This window comes from Streptomyces sp. NPDC007346 (assembly GCF_040703535.1).
Taxonomy (GTDB): domain Bacteria; phylum Actinomycetota; class Actinomycetes; order Streptomycetales; family Streptomycetaceae; genus Streptomyces.
Map to the genome: position 1 here is coordinate 1 of NZ_JBEYKR010000136.1, position 19,292 is coordinate 19,292.

Consider the following 19,292-nt stretch of genomic DNA (forward strand, 5'->3'; position numbering starts at 1 on the left):
GGGGCAATCGAGGAATCCAGCACCAGGCCACCGGTCATCGGCGCGATGCTGGAGTTGGGCTCGTGCGTACGAGGAAGAGGAAGGTGCCTAGCCGTAGACCGGGCCCGTGTACTTCTCGCCGGGGCCCTGGCCGGGCTCGTCCGGCACCAGTGAGGCCTCGCGGAAGGCGAGCTGGAGCGACTTCAGGCCGTCGCGCAGGGGGGAGGCGTGGAAGGTGCTGATCTCCGTCGTGCCGGCGTCCAGCAGTCCGGCCAGGGCGTGGACCAGCTTGCGGGCCTCGTCGAGGTCCTTGTGGTCCTCGCCCTCCTCCGTCAGGCCGAGCTTCACCGCTGCGGCGCTCATCAGGTTGACGGCGACCGTCACGATCACCTCGACGGCGGGGACCTCCGCGATGTCGCGGGCCATGTCGTCGAAGCCGGGGTTGTCACTGCTGGGGGTCGCGTCGCTCATGCCCACACGATAAGGCCAGGGCGGGGCGGTCCTGTCGCCGGGAGCCCGGAGGGGAGCCGGTGGGACACCGGGTTAGCGCGCTCGCTGTCAGGATGCTAACCTTGTGTAACGACCGGCCGGACACCTATGTGCTCGGCCCACAAGTGGAGGCTCCGATCTCCCACCTGACCGTCCTCACCGGACGGCGGGTCACCGGTCAGGCGGTCCCCATCGTTCCGTACGGACGATGGAGCCGCTCGATGCGCCCCGCGGTTGGCCGCGGCGGTGCTCCGGTAGTTCATGGAGCCCCGCCTGTGTCCCGTCCGGGGCATTTTTGTTTGGTGCCTCCGGTGCGGCTGGTCGACGTCTCACACGTAACGCGGCTGTCCGCCAGACGGTCGCGTGGTGCTACCGAGGAGGATCCATCAGCGCCGAGCCCCGCATCAACGACCGGATTCGCGTTCCCGAGGTCCGACTTGTCGGTCCCAGTGGCGAGCAGGTCGGGATTGTTCCGCTTGCCAAGGCCCTGGAACTCGCACAGGAGTATGACCTCGACCTGGTCGAGGTGGCGGCGACAGCCCGTCCGCCCGTGTGCAAGCTCATGGACTACGGGAAGTTCAAGTACGAGTCGGCCATGAAGGCCCGTGAGGCGCGCAAGAACCAGGCGCACACGGTCATCAAGGAGATGAAGCTCCGGCCGAAGATCGACCCGCACGACTATGACACCAAGAAGGGTCACGTCGTCCGGTTCCTCAAGCAGGGCGACAAGGTCAAGATCACGATCATGTTCCGTGGTCGTGAGCAGTCCCGCCCGGAGCTGGGCTTCCGACTGCTCCAGCGTCTGGCTTCGGACGTGGAGGACCTGGGCTTCATCGAGTCCAACCCGAAGCAGGACGGCCGGAACATGATCATGGTTCTGGGCCCGCACAAGAAGAAGACCGAGGCCATGGCCGAGGCCCGTGAGGCCCAGGCCGCCCGCAAGGCGGAGCGTCAGGGTACGAACGACGCCGCGTCCGAGGGCGACACCGCTGAGGCTCCGGCCGCAGCGGCCGAGGCTCCGGCCGACACACCTTCCGAGGCGTGACCTTCGGGGGTCGCCATCCAGGCGCCCCCGGGTCCCCCCGGAATCCCATAGAGATCTGACGCCCCTGCAGTCCGGTGCCCGCACCGTGAGGGGCGCCACTGACGAGGAGAGAACGGCGCGATGCCGAAGAACAAGACGCACAGCGGTGCCAGCAAGCGCTTCAAGATCACCGGCTCCGGCAAGGTGCTCCGCGAGAGGGCCGGCAAGCGCCACCTGCTCGAGCACAAGTCGTCCAAGAAGACCCGCTCGCTGACCGGCACGGTCGTCGTGGCTCCGGCCGACGCCAAGAAGATCAAGAAGCTTCTCGGCAAGTGAGGTTCGGCCCCCGGACCTTCTCCGGGGGTACGACCTCGATCACACCGGGACCAATTCGTTTCCGGGCCGTGTGAAGACACCCACGGCCCCGCTACAAGGAGTTAACAAGTGGCACGCGTCAAGCGGGCAGTCAACGCCCACAAGAAGCGCCGGGCGATCCTCGAGGCCGCCAGCGGCTACCGCGGTCAGCGCTCGCGCCTGTACCGCAAGGCCAAGGAGCAGGTCACCCACTCCCTGGTCTACAACTACAACGACCGCAAGAAGCGCAAGGGCGACTTCCGTCAGCTGTGGATCCAGCGCATCAACGCCGCTGCCCGCCAGAACGGCATGACGTACAACCGCCTCATCCAGGGTCTGAAGGCCGCCAACATCGAGGTGGACCGCAAGATCCTGGCCGAGCTCGCGGTCAACGACGCCAACGCGTTCGCCGCTCTCGTCGAGGTCGCCCAGAAGGCCCTCCCGAGCGACGTCAACGCCCCGAAGGCCGCCTGATCCAGGCACCACCTTCCAGGTACGTGAACCGGACCCGCAGGCGCACGCCGTCTGCGGGTCCGGTGCTTTGACCCCCTGACCCCACCCCGTACGCAGAGAGGCTCGCCGCCGACCATGGGCACCCCCGAACTGATCTCCCCGCGCTCCCCGCGCGTCGCCGCCGCCCGACGGCTGGCCCGCCGCAACTTCCGCGGCAAGGAGCGCAGGTTCATCGCCGAGGGGCCCCAGGCCGTCCGCGAGGCCGCCGCCCACCGGGGCGGTGACGGCGAGCCGACGCTCATCGAGCTGTTCGCCACCCCCGAGGCCGCCGACCGCTACGCCGACATCATCGACGCCGCCCACGCCGCGGGGGCCAGGGTCCACCTGGCCGGCGACGACGTCCTCGCCGACGTCTCGCAGACCGTCACCCCGCAGGGCCTGATCGGCGTCTGCCGGTTCCTGGACTCCCCGTTCCAGGAGATCCTGGACGCGAAGCCCACGCTGGTGGCGGTTCTGGCCAACGTCCGGGACCCCGGGAACGCCGGTACGGTACTGCGCTGCGCGGACGCGGCCGGCGCGGACGCCGTGGTGCTGACCGACGCCTCGGTGGACCTGTACAACCCCAAGTCCGTACGGGCGTCGGTCGGTTCGCTCTTCCACCTGCCCGTCGCCGTCGGCGTCCCCGTCGAGCAGGCCGTGCAGGGGCTCCGGGACGCCGGGGTGCGCATCCTCGCCGCCGACGGCGCCGGGGACGACGACCTGGACGACGAGCTGGACGCGGGCACCATGGGCACCCCCACCGCCTGGGTCTTCGGCAACGAGGCCTGGGGGCTGCCCGAGGAGACCCGGGCGCTCGCCGACGCCGTCGTCCGCGTCCCCATCCACGGCAAGGCGGAGAGCCTCAACCTCGCGACCGCCGCCGCCGTCTGCCTCTACGCCTCCGCCCGCGCCCAGCGCCCGCGCCGCGCCCCCGACGCGTAGCCGCACGGCCCCCTTGACGGCCCGTCACCGAACGGTCCCGGCCATTCCGCTTTTCCCGTCCACCGGCGCACTCCCACGGCGCGCCCCCGCAGGGTGTCGCCGGTTCGCCGGCGACTAGTAGGGTGACGAACTCGGGGGCCCACTGCACCGGTTCGAGAGGTGGGGATACGGGATAATGGCTGTCGGCATGAGCTCGCCGCGACCGGCGCACACCGCCGCCGCGCGCGCCGCGGGCGGGGGACCGGGCGGGAGAACGGCCGCCCCGGACACCACCGGCACCGACCCGGACGCCGTCACCGGCACCGAACGCGTGGACGCCCTCGGCTGCGGCATCGACCCCGACGACCTGCCCGACGGGCTCGTCGTCGCCGACGAGAGCGGCCACGTCATCTGCTTCAACGCCGCCGCCGCCCGCATCACCGCCACCCCGCGCTCCGAGGCGATCGGCCGCACCCTGGAGGCGGTCCTGCCCCTGGAGGACCTCAAGGGCAAGCGCTGGTGGGCGCTGACCGACCCGTACGGCGGCCTCGCCACCCGGGGCGGGCAGCCCGAGCGCAACCTGCTGCTGCCCGGCGGCCGTGAGGTGCTGGTCTCCGCCCGTTACGTACGCGAGCGGCCCACCGGGCCCGTGCGCCGGGTGGTCGTGTCCCTGCGCGGCACCGAGGCCCGCCGCCGTACCGAACGCAGCCACGCCGAGCTGATCGCCACCGTCGCCCACGAACTGCGCTCCCCCCTGACCTCCGTCAAGGGGTTCACCGCGACGCTGCTCGCCAAGTGGGAGCGGTTCACCGACGACCAGAAGCGGCTGATGCTGGAGACCGTCGACGCCGACGCCGGCCGGGTCACCCGGCTCATCGCCGAGCTGCTCGACATCTCCCGGATCGACTCCGGCCGCCTGGAGCTGCGCCGCCAGCCCGTCGACATCGCCGCCGCCGTCGCCCGCCACATCCAGGCCCTCATCACGGGCGGCCAGGACCCCGACCGCTTCCGGGTCCGCGCCCGCGGGCCGCTGCCCGACCTGTGGGCCGACCCCGACAAGATCGACCAGATCCTCGGCAACCTCCTGGAAAACGCGGTGCGCCACGGCGAGGGAACCGTCACCATTGAGATCGCCCCCGCGCCCGCGCCGGGCGCGTGCGACGAGACGGGAACGGCAGTCACCGTGAGCGATGAGGGCCCCGGCATCCCCGAGGAGTCGATGAGCCGCGTCTTCACCCGCTTCTGGCGGGGGAGTAAACGCGGCGGCACGGGCCTGGGCCTCTACATCGTCAAGGGCATCGTCGAGGCGCACGGCGGCACCATCACCGTCGACCGGGGGCCCGGCGGCGGGGCCGAGTTCCGATTTATTCTGCCCGTGAGCGCCCCGGCCTACCTGGCCTGAGGCAGCCCACGGGCTCCCCGACCGTCCTGCGGCCCGTAGACTCGACCTTTGGCACCTTTGCGTCCAGCGGTCTCCAGCCGGGTCGCGCCACCAGCCAATCGGAAGCACGGGAAGAGATGTCGGCACCGAACAAGTCGTACGACCCAGTCGAGGTCGAGGCACTGAAACCGGAAGAGATCGAGCGCATGCGGGACGAGGCGTTCGCCGCCTTCGCCGCCGCCGGCGACCTCGACGCGCTCGCCCAGGCGAAGACCGCGCACACCGGAGGTACCTCGCCCCTGTCGCTCGCCAACCGCGAGATCGGCGCCCTGCCCCCGCAGGCCAAGGCCGAGGCGGGCAAGCGCGTGGGCCAGGCCCGCGGCGCCGTCTCCAAGGCGCTGGCCGCCCGCCAGGCCGAGCTGGAGGCCGAGCGCGACGCCCGGGTGCTCGTCGAGGAGGCCGTGGACGTCACGCTGCCCTACGACCGCACCCCGGCCGGCGCCCGCCACCCGCTGACGACCATCATGGAGCGCGTCGCGGACGTCTTCGTGGCCATGGGCTACGAGATCGCCGAGGGCCCCGAGGTCGAGGCGGAGTGGTTCAACTTCGACGCCCTGAACTTCGTGCCCGACCACCCCGCCCGCCAGATGCAGGACACCTTCTTCGTCCAGGGCACCACGCCCGAGGGGAAGGCGACCGAGGGCGACGAGTCCGGCGTCGTGCTGCGTACGCACACCTCCCCGGTCCAGGCCCGCTCGCTCCTGGAGCGCAAGCCCCCCGTCTACGTGGTCTGCCCCGGCCGGGTCTACCGCACCGACGAGCTGGACGCCACGCACACCCCGGTCTTCCACCAGATCGAGCTGCTCGCCGTCGACGAGGGCCTCACCATGGCCGACCTCAAGGGCACCCTGGACCACATGGTCCAGGCGCTCTTCGGGCCGGACATGAAGACCCGGCTGCGGCCGAACTTCTTCCCGTTCACCGAGCCGTCCGCCGAGATGGACATGGTCTGCTACGTCTGCCGCGGCGAGTCCGTCGGCAACCCGGACCGGCCCTGCCGCACCTGCGGCAGCGAGGGCTGGATCGAGCTGGGCGGCTGCGGCATGGTCAACCCCAAGGTGCTCACCGCCTGCGGTGTCGACCCCCAGAAGTACAGCGGATTCGCCTTCGGGTTCGGCATCGAACGGATGCTGATGTTCCGCCACAACGTCGAAGACATGCGAGACATGGTCGAGGGTGACGTCCGGTTCACCCGGCCGTTCGGGATGGAGATCTGATGCGCGTCCCGCTTTCCTGGCTGCGGGAGTACGTCGACCTGCCGGCGACGGAGACCGGCCGTGACGTACAGACCGAGCTCGTCTCCGTGGGCCTCGAGGTCGAGACCGTCGAGCAGATCGGCGCGGGTCTCAAGGGCCCCCTGGTCGTCGGACAGGTCCTGACCATCGAGGAGCTGGAGGGGTTCAAGAAGCCCATCCGCTTCTGCACGGTCGACGTCGGCTCCGCCAACGGCACCGGCGAACCGCAGGAGATCGTCTGCGGCGCCCGTAACTTCTCGGTCGGCGACAAGGTCGTCGTGGTCCTCCCGGGCGCGGTCCTGCCCGGCGACTTCGCGATCGCCGCCCGCAAGACGTACGGCAGGACCTCGCACGGCATGATCTGCTCCACCGACGAGCTGGGCATGGGCGACGACGGCACGCACGGCATCATCGTGCTGCCGCCGGAGCACGAGGCCGGCACCGACGCGATCGAGCTGCTCCAGCTCGTCGACGAGGTCCTGGACATCGCCGTCACCCCGGACCGGGGCTACTGCCTGTCCATGCGCGGTGTCGCCCGCGAGACCGCCATCGCGTACGGGCTGCCGCTGCGCGACCCGGCGCTCCTGGACGTGCCCGCGCCCAACGCGTACGGCTACCCGGTCCAGATCTCGGACCCGATCGGCTGCGACCGCTTCACCGCCCGCACCGTCACCGGTCTCCAGCCCGAGGCCCGCTCCCCGATCTGGATGCAGCGCCGCCTCCAGAAGGCCGGGATGCGGCCGATCTCGCTCGCCGTCGACGTCACCAACTACGTGATGCTGGAGCTCGGTCAGCCGCTGCACGCCTACGACCGCACCCGGGTCGACGGGCCGATCGGCGTGCGCCGCGCCACGCAGGGCGAGAAGCTCACCACGCTGGACGGCACCGTGCGCGTGCTGGACGCCGAGGACCTGGTCATCACCGACAACCGCGGGCCGATCGGCCTCGCGGGCGTCATGGGCGGCGCCAACACCGAGATCGCCGACGCGGACGGCGAGTCGGCCCTCACCACCGAGGTCGTCATCGAGGCCGCGCACTTCGACGCGATCTCGATCGCCCGCACCGCGCGCCGCCACAAGCTGTCCTCCGAGGCGTCCAAGCGCTTCGAGCGCGGCGTCGACCCGCAGGCCGCCGCAGCGGCGGCGCAGCGCACCGTCGACCTGCTGGTCCTCCTCGCGGGCGGTACCGCCGAGGCCGGGGTCACCGAGATCACCTCGCCCCACGCCCCGCGCACCATCGCGATGCCGGCCGACCACCCGGACAGGGTGGCCGGTGTGGAGTACGGTCGCGAGACCGTCGTCCGCCGCCTCCAGCAGGTCGGCTGCGACGTCTACGGGCAGGACGAGCTGATCGTCACCGTCCCGTCCTGGCGGCCCGACCTGAACGAGCCGAACGACCTGGCCGAAGAGGTCATCCGGCTGGAGGGCTACGAGAACCTGCCCTCCACCCTGCCCACGCCCCCCTCCGGCCGCGGCCTCACCGACCGCCAGCGGCTGCACCGCCGCATCGGCCGGGCCCTGGCCGGAGCCGGATACGTCGAGGCGCTGAGCTACCCGTTCATCGGCGACGCGGTCCTGGACCAGCTCGGCCTGGAGAAGGACGACGAGCGCCGCCGTACGGTCAAGCTCGTCAACCCGCTCTCCGACGAGGAGCCGGCGCTGCGCACCACGCTGCTCCCGGGCCTCCTCGGCGCGCTGCGGCGCAACGACGGCCGGGGCAGCCACGACCTGGCGCTCTTCGAGACCGGTCTGGTCTTCCGGCCCACGGGTGAGGAGACGGCCGCGGTCCGGCTGCCCGTCGACCGCCGGCCCACCGACGAGGAGATCGCCGGACTGGACGCGGCCCTGCCGCGCCAGCCGCGCCGCGCCGCCGTCGTCCTCGCGGGCGCCCGCGAGCAGGCCGGCTGGTGGGGCAAGGGCACCCCGGCGACCTGGGCGGACGCCGTCGAGGCGGCCCGCTCGATCGCCGCGGAGGCCGGCGTCGAGGTGATCGTCCGCGCCGACCAGCACGCCCCGTGGCACCCGGGCCGCTGCGCCGCGCTGTACGTCACGGTGAACGGCGAGGAGACCCTCTTCGGACACGCGGGCGAACTCCACCCGCGCGTCATCAAGGCGCTCCACCTGCCCGAGCGGACCTGTGCCGCGGAGGTCGAGCTGGACGTGCTGGAGCAGGCCGTCGACGGAGTGCTCCGGGCGCCGAGGATCTCCACCTTCCCGGTGGCGACCCAGGACGTCGCACTCGTCGTCGCCGGGGACGTCCCGGCCGCCGACGTGGAGCGGGCGCTGCGCGAGGGCGCGGGTGAACTCCTCGAATCGCTGCGGCTGTTCGACGTCTTCACCGGCGAGCAGATCGGCGGGGGCAACAAGTCCCTGGCGTACGCGCTGCGCTTCCGCGCCGCCGACCGCACACTGACCGTCGACGAGGCCTCGGCCGCCCGCGACAGCGCGGTGGCCCTGGCCGCCGAGCGCACGGGCGCGGTGCTGCGCGGAGCGTAGTCACCTCGGCGCGACGGCGTCGAGAAGGGGCGTATCCGGCCACCGGGTACGCCCCTTCTCCTTGTCCCGCCGGGCGGCTGAGGGACCGCACCCGGACCGGGGCACGGAACCGGGAGGAAGCGCGGTTCCGGCCCCCGACCCGCAGCCACCCTCCTTCACCGTTGGGCAGTGGGTCGTGCGATCCTGCGCCGTCCGCACGGCCACGGAGTGTCGGGCAGGCCCGGCGGTGCGGACGGCGCGGTGCGGGTCGTCAACCGTTACGAGGGGGAGCCGACGACCCGGCCGCCTCTTGCGAGGAGTTCATTCAATCGAGCCCCACCCGCCGCGCGGCAGAGCGCACGGCCGGAGGGTTCGGGCATTCCGTTCACACCCCGTGTGAAACGTGCTGGACTAGGCTCATTGCGACACGCACCTGGGGGGACGATGGAGCCCAATGTCCTGCTCGATTCCCTGATCGACGAGGCCGGGATGTCCCGGGCGGGGCTCGCCGGTCACGTCAACCGGGCGGGCCGGGACCGTGGCCTGAGCCTGCGGTACGAACACACGGCGGTCTCCCGCTGGCTGAAGGGCCAGCGCCCGCGCGGCCAGGTGCCGGACCTGATCTGCGAGGTGCTGGGCGGCCGGCTGGGGCGCCCGGTGGCGCTGGACGACATCGGCATGGGCACCCTGGACGGATGCGGCACACGGACCGCACCGCACAGCGCCTCCCTCTCCGGCTTCGTCGAGCGGGCCACCGCGCTGTGGCGCTCGGACGAACAGCACCGCCCCCACCTGGCCACCGTCCCCGCCGTCACCGGGACCACGGCGGTGATGCCGGTCTGGGAGTGGGAGAACCCGCCGGAGGACACCGACGTCTCCCGCCCGGGGGGACCGGGCCGCGTCAGCATGGCCGACATAGAGACGCTCCGGTCCGCCCGCGACCACTACGAGCAGATGTACCGCAAGGCGGGCGGCATCGCGACCAGACCCCGGATCGTCCGCTTCCTCAACGCCGAGGCGGCGCCCCTGCTGCGCGCCGGCTACAGCGACCAGCTCGGCCGCCGGCTGCACCGGGCGACGGCGGCCCTGGTGGCGGTGGCCGGCATCTGCGCGTACGACTCCGACGCCCACGGCCTCGCCCAGCGCTACTTCCACCAGGCGCTGCGGCTCGCCAAGTCCAGCGGCGACCGGGCGCTCGGCGGCTATGTGATCGCCCTGCTGGTCACCCAGTCCCTCTTCCTCGGCGACCACCGCCGCTCCATCGCCTTCGCCGAGGCCGCGCTGCGGGCCGCCGGGGGCCACATCACGCCGGCGCTCGCCGCCGACCTGTACGCCATGCAGGCCAAGGCGTACGCCCATCTCGGCGACGCGGCGGGGGCCCGTGCCCGCATCGGACGGGCCAAGGCCCAGGCGGGCCGGATCCACACCGGGCGGGAGCCGGACGAGACCGGGTACGTCCAGCCGGGCCTGGTCGACGTCCAGGTGGCGGAGGCGCTGCTCAGCCTCGGGGATCTGCCCGCGGCACGGGAGCACGCGGCCTCCGCGGTGCGCGCTCCGGCGCACGACCGGGGGCGCGTGCACCGCCTGGCGATGCTCAGCCATATCGAGCTGCTCCAGGGCGAGCCGGACCGGGCGGCCGGTACCGCCGCCGAAATGGCCGAGCGGGCCCGGGGGATGGAGTCCCAGCGGCTGCGCGACCGGTTGCGCCAGGTGCGGCGGGAGCTGGCGGAGAGCGGCTGCGCCGACGCCGTACAGACGGCCGATCTGATCGGCGGGGCGCTCCGCGTGCCTCTGTGAGCTCCGCCGCGCACCGGCCGTTCGCTCCGCTTCACAGCCGACCCTGCTGACATGTTGCCCCCCAACATGTCGAAAGGCGGCAGAACTGTGCAGTGGACGAACTTGAGCGAACAGAATGTGTATCAGAACCGTTGGTTCCGGGTGAACCTGGCGGATGTCGAGCTGCCCGACGGCAGCCATATCGACCACTTCGTCATCCGGCTGCGGCCCGTCGCCGTGGCCACCGCCGTCAACGAGGCGGACGAGGTGCTGCTGCTCTGGCGCCACCGGTTCATCACCGACAGCTGGGGGTGGGAGCTGGCCGCGGGGGTCGTCGAGGACGGCGAGGACATCGCGGCGGCGGCGGCCCGGGAGATGGAGGAGGAGACCGGCTGGCGCCCCGGCCCCCTGCGCCCGCTGCTCACCGTGGAGCCCGCCAACGGCCTCACCGACGCCCGCCACCACCTCTACTGGGCCCAGGAGGCGCACTACACGGGCCCTCCCCAGGACGCCTTCGAGTCCTCACGGCGTGAGTGGATACCGCTGAAGCTGGTCCCGGACATGATCGCCCGGGGCGAGGTGCCCGCGGCGAACATGGCGGCCGCGCTGCTGATGCTGCACCACCTGCGGCTGGGCTGAGGGCGCTCGTACACACAGGGAGCCGGCCCCGGGGTGTCCGGGACCGGCTCCTCGAAGTACCGGGGGATCAGGCGTACGGGTAGAAGCCCGACCCGGTCTTGCGGCCCAGGCGGCCCGCGTCGACCATGCGCTGGAGCAGCGGGGGAGCGGCGTACAGCGGCTCCTTGTACTCCGCGTACATCGAGTCGGCGACCGAGGCCACGGTGTCCAGGCCGATCAGGTCCGCGAGCTTCAGCGGGCCCATCGGGTGGGCGCAGCCCATCTCCATGCCGTTGTCGATGTCCTCACGGCTCGCGATGCCCGACTCGAACATCCGGATCGCGGAGAGCAGGTACGGGATCAGCAGCGCGTTCACGACGAAGCCGGACCGGTCCTGGGCGCGGATCGGGTGCTTGCCCAGCACGTCCCGCACGAGGGCCTCGGCGCGCGCGATCGTCTCGTCCGACGTGGTCAGCGCCGGGATCAGCTCGACCAGCTTCTGGACGGGGGCCGGGTTGAAGAAGTGGATGCCGATGACCCGGTCCGGGCGCGAGGTCGCGACGGCCAGCTTCACCAGCGGGATGGAGGAGGTGTTGGAGGCCAAGATCGCGTCCTGCCGGGTCACCACCTGGTCCAGAATCTGGAAGATCTCCGTCTTGACCTGCTCGTTCTCCACGACGGCCTCGATGACGAGGTCGCGGTCGGCGAACTCCCCGAGGTCGGTGGTGAAGCTGAGGCGGCCGAGGGTCTCGTCCCGCTCCTCGTCGGTGATCTTGCCGCGTTCGGCGGCCTTCGAGAGGGAGTTGTGCAGCCGGGTGCGGCCGATCTCCAGCGCTTCGCCGGTGGTCTCCGCGACCTTCACCTCGAGGCCGCTGCGCGCGCACACCTCCGCGATACCTGCGCCCATCTGGCCACAGCCCACCACCCCGACGCGTGCAATGTCGGCCATAGAGTCCGTCACCTCGTGCCTTTCGCCGTTCTCCGTATCGCAGGGTCCCGTGTGATTCCGGTGCCCGCCTCGACCCCACGACGTTACTCCGCCGGCCCACCCCGATGACCTGCGGGTCATCCGGCTACGGAAGGGAATGATCCTGTTACGTAAAGAGAGGGGGGTGTGGTCGACGTGAAGGGACGAGTGTGGCGTATGCGGCGTACAGGAATGACCCGGAGATCGCTCGTGGCGGGCGCGGCCGGGCTGGTGGCGGCGATGACTACGAGCGGTGACGCGGCCGCCGCCCGGACGACCCGGGCCGTACAGGGAGGAGGCGGCGGCGAGGACCGGTTCGCCCGGGGTGAGCTGCGCGGCGTGTGGATCGCCACGGTCGCCAACCTGGACTGGCCCTCCAAGCCCGGCCTGACGGCGGCGGCGCAGCAGGCCGAGCTCATCGCCCACCTGGACCGGGCCGTCGAGCTGCGGCTCAACGCGGTGGTGCTCCAGGTCCGCCCCACCGCAGACGCCCTGTGGCCCTCCCCGCACGAGCCGTGGGCCGACTGCCTCACCGGCGTCCAGGGCAAGGACCCGGGCTGGGACCCGCTGGCCACCGCCGTCCGCGAGGCGCACGACCGGGGGCTGGAGCTGCACGCCTGGTTCAACCCGTACCGGGTGGCGAACCACACGGACCCCACCCGCCTCGCCGCCTCCCACCCGGCGCGGCTCCACCCGGAGTGGGTCCTGCCGTACGGCGGGAAGCTCTACTACGACCCGGGGCTGCCGGAGGTCCGCCGCTTCGTCCAGGACGCCATGCTGGACGCCGTCCGCCGGTACGCGATCGACGCGGTGCACTGGGACGACTACTTCTACCCGTATCCGGTGGCCGGCCAGGAGTTCAAGGACGACGCCGCCTACGAGCGGTACGGGTCCGGCTTCCCGGACAAGGCCGCCTGGCGCCGCGACAACGTGGACCGGCTGGTGCGCGAGATGGGCGAGCGCATCCGGGAGACCCGGCAGGGCGTCCGGTTCGGCATCAGCCCCTTCGCCGTCTGGCGCAACGCGTCGACCGACCCGCTCGGCTCCGACACCCGGGCGGGCGTCGAGACCTACGACGACCTGCACGCCGACACCCGCAAGTGGGTCAAGGAGGGGTGGATCGACTACATCTGCCCGCAGATCTACTGGCACATCGGCCTCGCCGCCGCCGACTACGCCAAGGTCCTCGCGTGGTGGAGCGGCACGGTGCGGGGCACGGGCGTGGGCCTGTACGTGGGGGAGGCCCTCTACAAGGCCGGTGACCCGGCCCAGCCCGCCCCCTGGCAGGACCCGGCGGAACTCTCCCGCCACCTGACCCTCGCCCGGAACCACGAGGAGGTGGGCGGGCACATCTTCTTCTCCGCCCAGCATGTGGCGAGGGACAGGATCGGCGCGATGGCCCGGGTGGTCGCCGACCACTACCAGGACCGGGCTCGCGCGCCGCGCTGATGGGGGCCGGGTGTAGGTGAGGGGAGAGGGGTGAGGGGCCGGGGCCGCTCGGAGCCCGGCCCCGGCCCCCATCACGGTCGCTGCCGCTCTGCTCCTGCCCCTGAGCCTGTTACTGCCCTGCTCCTGCTCCTGCTACTGCGGCTGGTGGCCCCTGGGCGCCTCCATGTGCTGGACCACGCTGTCGGGGCCGGGGGACATCAGGTGTTCGTGTCCGTCGGGGAAGCGGAGCCGGTACGGAGGGGCGCCCCCGTCCCCGAGCACTTCGATGATCTCTGCGACCCGGTCGTGCTGTCCCACGGTCCTGCCGTGCATCAGCAGCCGGTCGCCCGCGTGTGCCTCCATCGGGAGTGACCTCCTCACGGGTGGCGGTCCGTACCCCCAAGTCTAGGACCGTACGGCCCCGGATTCCCGCCCGGAACTCTCCGCCGACCGGGGCCGGGCCGCCGTCCTGCTCCGGCCCGTCCGCTGGGTGGCGGCGATACACACGAGCACCGCCACCGCCGCGAGCGGAGCCGCCGCCGACACCTCCTCGCCGAGCAGCAGGAAGGACCACACCAGCGTGAGGAGCGGCTGCGCGAGCTGGAGCTGACTGGCCCGGGGGACGCCGATCTCGGCCATGCCCTTGTACCAGACGTACAGCCCGAAGAAGGCCGATCCGGCGGCCACCCAGACCAGGCCGAGGACGCCGTGCGCGGTGAGGTGGACCGGTTCGAGCGGCAGGGCCACGGCACTGCCCACCACCGCGAGCGGCAGGCACAGGATCAGCGCCCAGCCGATCACCTGCCACCCCGGCATCACCCGGGCCAGCCGGCCGCCCTCGGTGTACCCGGCCGCGCAGACCAGGAGTGCGCCGAACAGGTACAGGTCGCCCGAGGTCAGGGCCCCGCCGCTCTGCTGCACGGTGAAGCCGATGACGACCGCCGCCCCGGCCAGGGCCGCGGCCCAGAAGGCGCGGGAGGGGCGCTCCCCGGTACGCAGCGATCCCAGCACCGCCGTCGTCAGCGGCAGCAGCCCCACCACCACGGCCGCGTGCGAGGTGGTGGAGGTCTGGAGGGCGAGGGTCGTCAGCAGCGGAAACCCCACCACCGCACCGCCCGCCACCACCGCGAGTCCGCCCCAGTGGCGGCGCGCGGGCACCGGTGCCCGGACCGCCAGCAGGAAGCCGCCCGCGATCAGGGCGGCCAGCGCGGAGCGCAGGGCGACGAGGGACCAGGGGCCGAAGCTCTCCAGGCCCCAGGCGGTGGAGGGGAAGGTGAGCGAGAACGCGACGACGCCGAGCGCGGCGAGCAGGGTGCCTCGGCGGGCGGGGGCGGAGGGGGCCTCCGCCGCGGAGGGCGGCGTGCATGTGCCGGCCGCGTGCGTACCGGTCGCGCCCGTGCCGACCGTGTGCGTACCGGTCATGCCCGTGCCGGCTGAGCCCGTGCCGGCCGAGCCCGTACCGGTCGCGCCTGTGGCGGCAGCCCTCGTACCGGCCGCGTGCGTACCGGTCGCCGGAGAGGCCTCCGGGCCGGTGGCCGGAGAGGTCCCCGCACCGGTCGTCGGGGAGGTTCCCGCACCGGCCGCCGGGGAAGTCCCCGCACCGGCCGTCAGGCGGGTCTCCGTGCCGCTGACCGCTATCGGTGAAGATGCAGTAGCGCTATCCTGTGCTCTCATGCAAGAGCGTAGCAGCGTCGCCGAACTGGTCGCCTCCCTGCGGGCCGAACTCAACCGCTACTCACCCGGTGGGAAGCTGCCGTCCAGCCGTGCGCTCGTCGAACGGTTCCGGGTCAGCCCGGTCACCGTCTCCCGGGCCGTCGCCCAGCTCGCCGCCGAAGGGCTCGTCGTCACGCGCCCCGGCTCCGGCGCCTTCCGGGCCGAACCCCACGACGAGGTCCCGGCCCAGGGCGACACGTCCTGGCAGGAGGTGTCGCTGAGCGGCGACGGCGGACCCGAGGTCGTGCCCCGTACGGTCGACGCCTCCGGGGTCCTGGCCACCCTCGCCGCACCACCGCCCGGCACTATCGAGTTCAACGGCGGCTACCTCCACGCCTCCCTCCAGCCCGAACGGGCCCTGGCCGCAGCCCTCGCGCGGGCCGGCCGCCGCCCGGGTGCGTGGGGCCGCCCGCCGACGGACGGACTGCCCGAACTGCGGTCCTGGTTCGCCCGCGAGATCGGCCCGGCCGTCTCCGGCACCGACGTCCTGATCACCGCGGGAGGCCAGAGCGCACTGGCCACCGCCCTGCGCGCCCTCGCCCCGCCCGGCGCCCCGGTCCTCGTGGAGTCACCCACCTACCCCGGCATGCTCGCGGTCGCCCGCGCCACGGGGCTGCGCCCGGTCCCCGTCCCGATGGACGCGGACGGGGTCCGGCCCGAGCTGCTCGCCGACGCGTTCCGCGCCACCGGGGCCCGGGTCTTCGTCACCCAGCCGCTCTTCCAGAACCCCACCGGAGCCACCCTCGCCCCCGCCCGCAGACCCGAGATCCTGGCGATAGCGCGGGCGGCCGGGGCGTTCGTCATCGAGGACGACTTCGCCCGGCGGCTCGTCCACGAGGACGCCGGGCCGCTCCCGGCACCGCTGGCCGCCGACGACCCCGACGGCGTGGTCGTCCACGTCTGCTCGCTCACCAAGGTGACCTCGCCCAGCCTCCGGGTCGGCGCGCTGGCCGCCCGGGGCCCGGTCCTCGAACGCCTCCGCGCCATCCAGGTCGTCGACAGCTTCTTCGTACCGAGACCGCTCCAGGAGGCCGCGCTCGAACTCGTCGGCTCTCCGTCCTGGGGCCGCCACCTGGCCGCGGTGGCGGCGGAGCTGCGCAGTCGCCGTACGGTGATGGCCGCCGCCCTCCGCTCCGAACTGCCCGCGTTCGCGCCGGCGCACGTACCGGCGGGCGGCGGCAGCCTCTGGCTCCGGATCCCGGCGACCGGGGCGGGAACGGGCCCCGACGAGTCCGCCGTCGCCTCCGCCGCCCTGCGCGCCTCGGTCGCCATCGCCCCGGGCAGCCCGTACTTCTGCGCCGAACCCCCGGCCGGCCACGTACGGCTGAGCTTCGCGGCGGTCTCCGGAGCGGCCGAGATCGCGGAGGGCGTGCGCCGGCTCCGCACGGCGTACGACGGCCTCCGGGCCCCGGAGACACCCGCCGGCTGACCCGGCGGGCTCGGCGGGATCGGCAGGCCTGGGGGCCGCCGCGTCCGGACACGGGCCGGGCGGGGCCACCGGACCACCGGGCCTCCGAGTGCCGGCCGGGCGGGGACCACCCACCCCGGGGTGTCGCGCCTGGAAGCGGTCCGGGCGCGCCCGCGCACCCCGACCGTCGCGTCCGGAAACCAGCCGGACAGGCCCCACACCTCCCGCCCCCCCCGTCCGGAAACGGACCCCGCAGGCCCCGCACGCACCGGGGCCCTCTTGACCGGGCAGGCGTTCGGCACCACGATCCGGCCATGACGCATCCGGCCATGACCCAGCGGGTCACCCTGGTCGCGGCGGCGCGCACCTCGCCCCGCCTGGCCGAGCGCTTCGACGACGACCGGCCGCTCGACCAGGCCGGCTGGCACGAGGTGCAGCTCGTCGCCCACACCCTGGTCCCGCTCGGGGCGGCCGAGCTGCGCTACTGCTCGCCCACCCCGCGCAGCCGGGCCACCGGCGAGGCGCTCGGCTACGCCCCGATGGCCCAGCCCGCCCTGCGCGACTGCGACATGGGCCGCTGGAGTGGCATGACCCTGGCCGAGGTCGCCGCCCGCGAACCGGTCGCCGTCGAAGCCTGGTTCGCCGACCCGGGCGGCGCCCCGCACGGCGGGGAGTCCCTCCTCGGCTTCATCGGGCGGATAGGGGGCTGGCTGGACACCCGCCCGGCCTGCGACGGGTTCATCGTCGCGGTCGCCGAACCGGCCGTGATCCGGGCGGCCCTGGTCTACGCGCTGAACGTGCCGCCGACGGCGTACTGGAACATCGACGTCCGCCCGCTCTCCACGATCACGCTCGCCGGCTCGCCCGGCCGCTGGAGCCTGAGCCTGGAGTCCGGCATCCGCTGACTCCGGCCGGCACCCCTCTTCCCCCCGGTCCGACCAGTCGGTACGTTGCAGGGGCATCGGTCCCGCCCGCAGCCAAGGAGCCCACGTGCCGCAGATCCACGGCCACTGCGACGACCGGTTCGCCCGGGTCCGGGACGCCTTCGAGGAGAACTTCACGGCCCGGGGCGAACTGGGCGCGGCGCTCACCGTCCTCGCCGACGGCATACCCGTGGTGGACCTCTGGGGCGGCTGGGCCGACGAGGCCCGTACCCGCCCCTGGGAGCGGGACACCCTGGTCAACGTCTGGTCCACGAGCAAGGGCCCGGCCGCGCTCTGCGCCCACGTCCTGGCCGACCGGGGCCTGCTCGACCTGGACGCCCCGGTCAGCACGTACTGGCCGGAGTTCGCGGCGAACGGCAAGGAGTCCGTACGCGTACGCCACCTCCTCTCCCACCGCTCCGGGGTCGCCGGGGTGGGCACACCGCACACCCTGGACGAGCTGTACGACTGGGAGCTGACCTGCGCCCGGCTCGCCGCCACCGCACCCATGTGGGAGCCGGGGACCCGGTCCGGCTACCACGCGATCTCGTACGGATTCCTCGTCGGCGAGGTGGTCCGCAGGGTCTGCGGGCTGCTGCCGGGGGAGTTCCTGCGGCAGGAGATCACCGGCCCGCTGGGGATCGACTTCACCTTCGGCCTCCCCGAGAAGGAGACCCACCGGCTCGCCGAACTGGTCCAGGAACGCACCGACCGCGCCGCCCAGGCCGCGGCCCTGGCCCGGATGGCACCGGTCGCCGTCGCCTCCCTGCTCAACCCGCCCACCGGCCGGGCCGCCGCCAACACGCCCGCCTGGCGCGCCGCCGAGATCCCCGCCGCCAACGGCCACGGCACCGCCCGAGCGGTCGCCGCGCTCTACGGGATCCTCGCTGGACGCGGTGCCGTCGGCGGCCACCGCATCCTCTCCGAACAGGCCGCCGAACGCGTCCGGGAGGGCCAGGGCGCCTGCCGCGACCTGGTACTCGGCGACGCCTTCGCCCACGAGACCGAGATCGCCCTCGGCCTCTGGCTGAGCGGCCGCAACCGCTCCTACGGGCCCAACCCGCGGGCGATGGGCCACGACGGCGCGGGCGGATCCTGCGGGCCTGGCCGACCCGGAAGCGGGCATCGCCCTCGGGTACGTCATGAACCGCATGGGCTCCGGCGTGGCCGACGACCCGCGCAAGACGGCCCTGGTCGAAGCGGTCTACGCGGCCCACCGGGACGACGCCCGCAGGTGACCTGGAGTGGTCCGGGGGCGGCCCGGGGGGTGGGCCCGGGGGTGAGAGGAACGCGACATTCCGCTGCGCCGACCCAACCCGGGTTTCGCCTGCGGTTGCCAGGAATGTGAGGATGTCACCATGACAACCAAGGTCTACTTCGACATCACCATCGACGACGCGCCCGCAGGGCGGATCACGTTCAACCTGTTCGACGACGTCGTCCCCAAGACGACGGAGAACTTCCGCGCGCTCGCCACCGGTGAGAAGGGCTTCGGCTACGCCGGTTCCTCCTTCCACCGCGTCATCACCGACTTCATGCTCCAGGGCGGGGACTTCACCCGCGGCGACGGCACCGGCGGCAAGAGCATCTACGGCGAGAAGTTCGCCGACGAGAACTTCAAGCTCAAGCACGACCGCGTGGGCCTGCTCTCGATGGCCAACGCCGGCCCGAACACCAACGGCTCGCAGTTCTTCATCACCACGGTGCTCACCCCGTGGCTGGACGGCAAGCACGTGGTCTTCGGCGAGGTCGCCGACGAGGACGGCATGGCCCTGGTCCGCAAGATCGAGGCGCTCGGCTCCTCCAGCGGCCGCACCCGCGCCAAGGTCACCATCGCCGAGTCCGGCGTTCTCTGAGCGACGCGGAACTTCGGGGCCGGTAGCCCGGCATCCCCGGCAGCCCGGCACTCCCGGCAGACAGGAAGCCCGGCCGACGCCACCCGGCGGCCGGGGGTTCGCGTGGGCGTAGGCAGGGGTGCTGCCCCCGGGGGCGGGCGCGGCGCCGAGGGCGCCGTGAACCCGGGGGGCAACGATGGGCACAAACCCGGCGT

General features: G+C 72.9%; 17 protein-coding genes and 1 pseudogene. 14 read left to right on the top strand and 4 right to left on the bottom strand.

Going from position 1 to position 19,292, the window contains the following annotated elements; genetic code table 11:
• Positions 1 to 87: 87 nt before the first annotated feature.
• Complete coding sequence (locus AB0917_RS27280; RefSeq protein WP_366822330.1) at positions 88 to 450, bottom strand: DUF1844 domain-containing protein; 363 nt, start codon at positions 448 to 450, stop codon at positions 88 to 90.
• Between the two features lie 403 nt (positions 451 to 853).
• Between AB0917_RS27280 and infC the strand changes: the two genes are divergently transcribed.
• The 9 genes from infC to AB0917_RS27325 all read left to right on the top strand — a co-directional run bounded on the left by infC (position 854) and on the right by AB0917_RS27325 (position 10,824).
• Entirely contained in the window at positions 854 to 1,513 is a 660-nt protein-coding gene (gene infC / locus AB0917_RS27285) for a translation initiation factor IF-3 (RefSeq protein ID WP_366822342.1), read from the top strand.
• Positions 1,514 to 1,633: 120 nt separating this feature from the next.
• The gene (gene rpmI, locus AB0917_RS27290) at positions 1,634 to 1,828 is read left to right on the top strand and encodes a 50S ribosomal protein L35 (protein WP_003970213.1); all 195 of its coding nucleotides are present in this window, start codon (positions 1,634 to 1,636) and stop codon (positions 1,826 to 1,828) included.
• Between the two features lie 108 nt (positions 1,829 to 1,936).
• Entirely contained in the window at positions 1,937 to 2,320 is a 384-nt protein-coding gene (gene rplT / locus AB0917_RS27295; protein ID WP_003970214.1) for a 50S ribosomal protein L20, read from the top strand.
• Positions 2,321 to 2,434: 114 nt separating this feature from the next.
• Positions 2,435 to 3,280, top strand: coding sequence for an RNA methyltransferase (locus tag AB0917_RS27300; protein ID WP_366822331.1), 846 nt, complete (start codon positions 2,435 to 2,437; stop codon positions 3,278 to 3,280).
• A 175-nt stretch (positions 3,281 to 3,455) separates the two neighbouring features.
• A complete protein-coding gene (locus tag AB0917_RS27305; protein ID WP_366822332.1) occupies positions 3,456 to 4,661 on the top strand; it encodes a PAS domain-containing sensor histidine kinase in 1,206 nt (401 codons plus the stop codon).
• A gap of 116 nt (positions 4,662 to 4,777) precedes the next feature.
• Positions 4,778 to 5,917 carry a phenylalanine--tRNA ligase subunit alpha gene (gene pheS / locus AB0917_RS27310; RefSeq protein WP_366822333.1) on the top strand — a complete coding sequence of 380 codons (1,140 nt, stop codon included), beginning with the start codon at positions 4,778 to 4,780 and terminating at the stop codon, positions 5,915 to 5,917.
• The gene (pheT, locus tag AB0917_RS27315) at positions 5,917 to 8,430 is read left to right on the top strand and encodes a phenylalanine--tRNA ligase subunit beta (protein ID WP_366822334.1); all 2,514 of its coding nucleotides are present in this window, start codon (positions 5,917 to 5,919) and stop codon (positions 8,428 to 8,430) included. Before pheS ends, pheT begins: the two co-directional genes overlap by 1 nt.
• A gap of 423 nt (positions 8,431 to 8,853) precedes the next feature.
• Positions 8,854 to 10,206 (top strand): transcriptional regulator, encoded by a 1,353-nt coding sequence (locus AB0917_RS27320; protein ID WP_366822335.1) that lies wholly within the window; start codon positions 8,854 to 8,856, stop codon positions 10,204 to 10,206.
• Positions 10,207 to 10,293: 87 nt separating this feature from the next.
• Entirely contained in the window at positions 10,294 to 10,824 is a 531-nt protein-coding gene (locus AB0917_RS27325; RefSeq protein WP_366822336.1) for an NUDIX domain-containing protein, read from the top strand.
• 67 nt (positions 10,825 to 10,891) lie between these two features.
• Here the strand turns inward: AB0917_RS27325 and AB0917_RS27330 are convergent, their stop codons facing one another.
• A complete protein-coding gene (locus AB0917_RS27330; RefSeq protein ID WP_366822337.1) occupies positions 10,892 to 11,752 on the bottom strand; it encodes a 3-hydroxybutyryl-CoA dehydrogenase in 861 nt (286 codons plus the stop codon).
• 228 nt (positions 11,753 to 11,980) lie between these two features.
• On the opposite strand from AB0917_RS27330, the gene AB0917_RS27335 reads away from it, so the two are divergent.
• Positions 11,981 to 13,219, top strand: a complete 1,239-nt coding sequence (locus AB0917_RS27335; RefSeq protein WP_366822343.1) for a family 10 glycosylhydrolase — start codon at positions 11,981 to 11,983, stop codon at positions 13,217 to 13,219.
• A 132-nt stretch (positions 13,220 to 13,351) separates the two neighbouring features.
• Here the strand turns inward: AB0917_RS27335 and AB0917_RS27340 are convergent, their stop codons facing one another.
• Entirely contained in the window at positions 13,352 to 13,561 is a 210-nt protein-coding gene (locus AB0917_RS27340; protein WP_366822338.1) for a DUF1918 domain-containing protein, read from the bottom strand.
• 42 nt (positions 13,562 to 13,603) lie between these two features.
• Positions 13,604 to 14,620, bottom strand: coding sequence for a DMT family transporter (locus AB0917_RS27345; protein WP_366822339.1), 1,017 nt, complete (start codon positions 14,618 to 14,620; stop codon positions 13,604 to 13,606).
• A 250-nt stretch (positions 14,621 to 14,870) separates the two neighbouring features.
• Between AB0917_RS27345 and AB0917_RS27350 the strand changes: the two genes are divergently transcribed.
• The 4 genes and pseudogenes from AB0917_RS27350 (at position 14,871) to AB0917_RS27365 (ending at position 19,098) form a co-directional block, all read left to right on the top strand.
• Entirely contained in the window at positions 14,871 to 16,340 is a 1,470-nt protein-coding gene (locus AB0917_RS27350; protein WP_366822340.1) for a PLP-dependent aminotransferase family protein, read from the top strand.
• A 308-nt stretch (positions 16,341 to 16,648) separates the two neighbouring features.
• Complete coding sequence (locus AB0917_RS27355; protein ID WP_366822344.1) at positions 16,649 to 17,224, top strand: histidine phosphatase family protein; 576 nt, start codon at positions 16,649 to 16,651, stop codon at positions 17,222 to 17,224.
• A gap of 85 nt (positions 17,225 to 17,309) precedes the next feature.
• Positions 17,310 to 18,480: pseudogene (locus tag AB0917_RS27360) on the top strand (serine hydrolase domain-containing protein).
• Between the two features lie 120 nt (positions 18,481 to 18,600).
• Complete coding sequence (locus tag AB0917_RS27365) at positions 18,601 to 19,098, top strand: peptidylprolyl isomerase (protein WP_366822341.1); 498 nt, start codon at positions 18,601 to 18,603, stop codon at positions 19,096 to 19,098.
• Positions 19,099 to 19,292: the final 194 nt, after the last annotated feature.